Origin of the sequence: Sphaerisporangium sp. NPDC049002 (genome assembly GCF_040649355.1) — a bacterium.
GTDB lineage: Bacteria > Actinomycetota > Actinomycetes > Streptosporangiales > Streptosporangiaceae > Sphaerisporangium.
The window spans coordinates 1-2557 of record NZ_JBEZFH010000400.1; the positions used below are offsets into that span (position 1 = coordinate 1).

The following is a 2557-nucleotide window of genomic DNA, read 5'->3' on the forward strand; positions in this document are numbered from 1 at the left end:
GCTGTACGACGCGGGGGAGCCTGTGGCGGAAGAGTCCGCGATCGCCAAGCTGACCGCCTCGGAGAACGCCATGTGGTGTACCTGGGCGGCGGTCCTGGGACTTCGCGCTGTCCAAGCGGGAAAACCTGGACCAGCTCCGGTGGGACAACTCCATCGGCGCCGGCAGCATGACGTGGCTGCGCGATGTCGCCAAGGTGCTTAACCGCCGGTACGAACCGGCGGGCCGGGACCGGCCGCTCGTGCGACTGGCCCAGAGCGGTTGTGATCTCCAGGAGTGGAAGCCGCTACTGCTCTGGCACATGACGCGCGACGAATTTCTTGTACGCGATTTCTTGCAAAACTGGCTTTTTCATGCCTACGATTCTGGCGCGTTTCGAATCCAATCGAGCGACGTGACGGCCTACCTCTCCGCTATCGACAGCCGCGGCGGAAAGACCGAGCACCCATGGTCCGAGACGACAATGAAAAGGGTCGCGGTCGGCCTGCTGCGCATCGCCACGGATTTCGGATTATTGCGGGGGACGGCTACTCGAGAATTCACCGGATACCACCTTCCTGAGCGCAGCTTCATATATCTGCTGCACGCGATGATGGAAGAACTGGGACACCCGAGCAAGGTCATCGCATCAGCGGACTGGCGGCTGTTTTTGATGCGACCCACTGACGTCGAAAACGAGCTGCTCCGGCTACACCAGTTCCGTAGACTCGACTACCAGGTGGCAGGCAGCATCGTGCAGTTGTCGTTGCCCTGCGCCAACTCCGAACGTTACGCGGAAAGGATGGTGGCATGAGCAATCTTGAAGAGCGGATACGACGCGACCTCGAACCCATTCTTGAGATGGCCGACCCCCGACCGCGTATGAGCGCGTACCACGACATGCCCTACGCGATCTTTCCCTACAAGCCCAGTGAGGAATTTCGGCTACGCGCTCAGTTGACGATGCTAGGGACCAGGCTCACCCAGCAGGGGAAGCAGGTGCACCGCATCTCTCTAGCGGAGTGCCTGGACGAGGCGATGCGCTCACAGAATCCTCTCGAAGACTGGTTTGCCGTCGAACGTGAGCAGGGCGTCGCCACCATCGTCGACACCGTCCACGCGGTCCTATCGGAGTACTCACCGCTCGTTGATCACGTTGCTGGACGTATGCCCGCCCATCCCGACCCACTGCGCGACATCGTGTTCGTCGTCCGCGCCGGCGCTCTGTTCCCGATGTATCGGACGTTCTCCCTGCCCGAGCAGTTGAAGGGACAGGTCCATGTACCGACCGTGCTCTTCTATCCCGGAGATGTGGAGGGTGCCGGAGGCCTGAAGTTCATGGGGGTGCTTGACGCCGAGCACAACTACCGCTCGAAGATCATTTGATAGGGGCTCTTCCGATGACGACAGACCAGCCGATCAAGGCGCTCTTCGCCAACAACATCCACCGGCGCATCGAAGAAGTCATCAAGGTCGACCAGGCCGACGAAGAGATCATCCGCGATGAGATTAACGAGTACGTGGTCACCGACGCCATCCGCCGACACTACACCAGGATCCTTGAGGAGTACCGGCAGACACCGCACAATCCGCGTGAAGGCATCGCCATCTGGGTGTCGGGGTTCTTTGGCTCAGGTAAGTCGAGTTTCGCCAAGATGCTCGGCCTTTCCATCGAAAACAGGATGGTCGATGGCGAGCCCGCCGCTGAACGTTTCGCCCAGCGCGCAGGGGACAATCGGATACAGGTCCTGCTTAAGGCGATCAGTGAGCACATTCCCACCCACGCGGTGATCTTCGATGTTTCCACTGATCGGGGCATTCGCAGCGGAAATCAGACCCTCACTGAGATCATGTATGGCCTATTCTTGCAGAGCCTCGGATACGCCAAAGATCTCGACCTATCGGAACTGGAGATCGCGCTTGAGGAGAAAAGCGAGCTGGCTGGTTTCGAGCAGGAGTACGCACGCCTCTTCCACAAGAACTGGAACCAGGAGAAGGGTAAGATCGCATTCGCGCTGAGCGAGGCCAGTCGGGTCCTGCACAGTCTTGATCGGGAGACTTACCCGATGGCGGACTCCTGGGTGAAGGCGGTCAAGAACAAGGCCGACATAACGCCGGGCAAACTGGCCGAACGTGCGACCGAGCTAATGAACCGGCGCCGCCCCGGCCAGGCTCTGATGTTCGTTGTCGACGAGGTGGGCCAGTTTGTTGCCCGCGACGTACAGAAGATGCTCGACCTGCAGGCCATCGTCCAGCGCCTCGGCGTGATGGGACGCGGCCGGCACTGGGTGGTCGTTACCTCTCAGGAGAAGCTCGGCGAACTCGTCAGCGGTCTGGACGACAAGAAGATCGAGCTAGCCCGGCTCATGGACCGCTTCCCGCTGCAGGTGCACATGGAGCCCTCGGACATCTCCGAGGTGACAAGCCGCCGCGTTCTGCTGAAGAACGCCACCGCGCAGCAGACCCTCGGTGCACTCTTCGAGGAGCACCGCGGACGCCTGGTGCACCACACCCGGCTCACCGCTGACATCAAGCTGCCCCGCTTTGGTGAGCACGGCGAACAGACCCCGCGCGTCGCTG

The 2557-nt window shown here is 60.9% G+C and carries 3 protein-coding genes; all 3 read left to right on the plus strand.

The window, feature by feature from the left end; all coding sequences use genetic code 11:
* Nucleotides 1-107: 107 nt before the first annotated feature.
* Entirely contained in the window at nt 108-791 is a 684-nt protein-coding gene (locus AB0B89_RS35940; protein WP_358562125.1) for a BrxA family protein, read from the plus strand.
* Nucleotides 788-1363, plus strand: coding sequence for a BREX protein BrxB domain-containing protein (locus tag AB0B89_RS35945; RefSeq protein WP_358562119.1), 576 nt, complete (start codon nt 788-790; stop codon nt 1361-1363). Before AB0B89_RS35940 ends, AB0B89_RS35945 begins: the two co-directional genes overlap by 4 nt.
* Before the next feature lie 14 nt (nt 1364-1377).
* Nucleotides 1378-2557 (plus strand): BREX system P-loop protein BrxC (gene brxC / locus AB0B89_RS35950; RefSeq protein WP_358562122.1); only part of this gene is annotated, 1180 nt, incomplete at its 3' end.

Coding starts and splice junctions, on each gene's coding strand:
- AB0B89_RS35945 (WP_358562119.1), top strand. CDS start 788: ATGAGCAATCTTGAAGAGCGGATACGACGCGACCTCGAACCCATTCTT.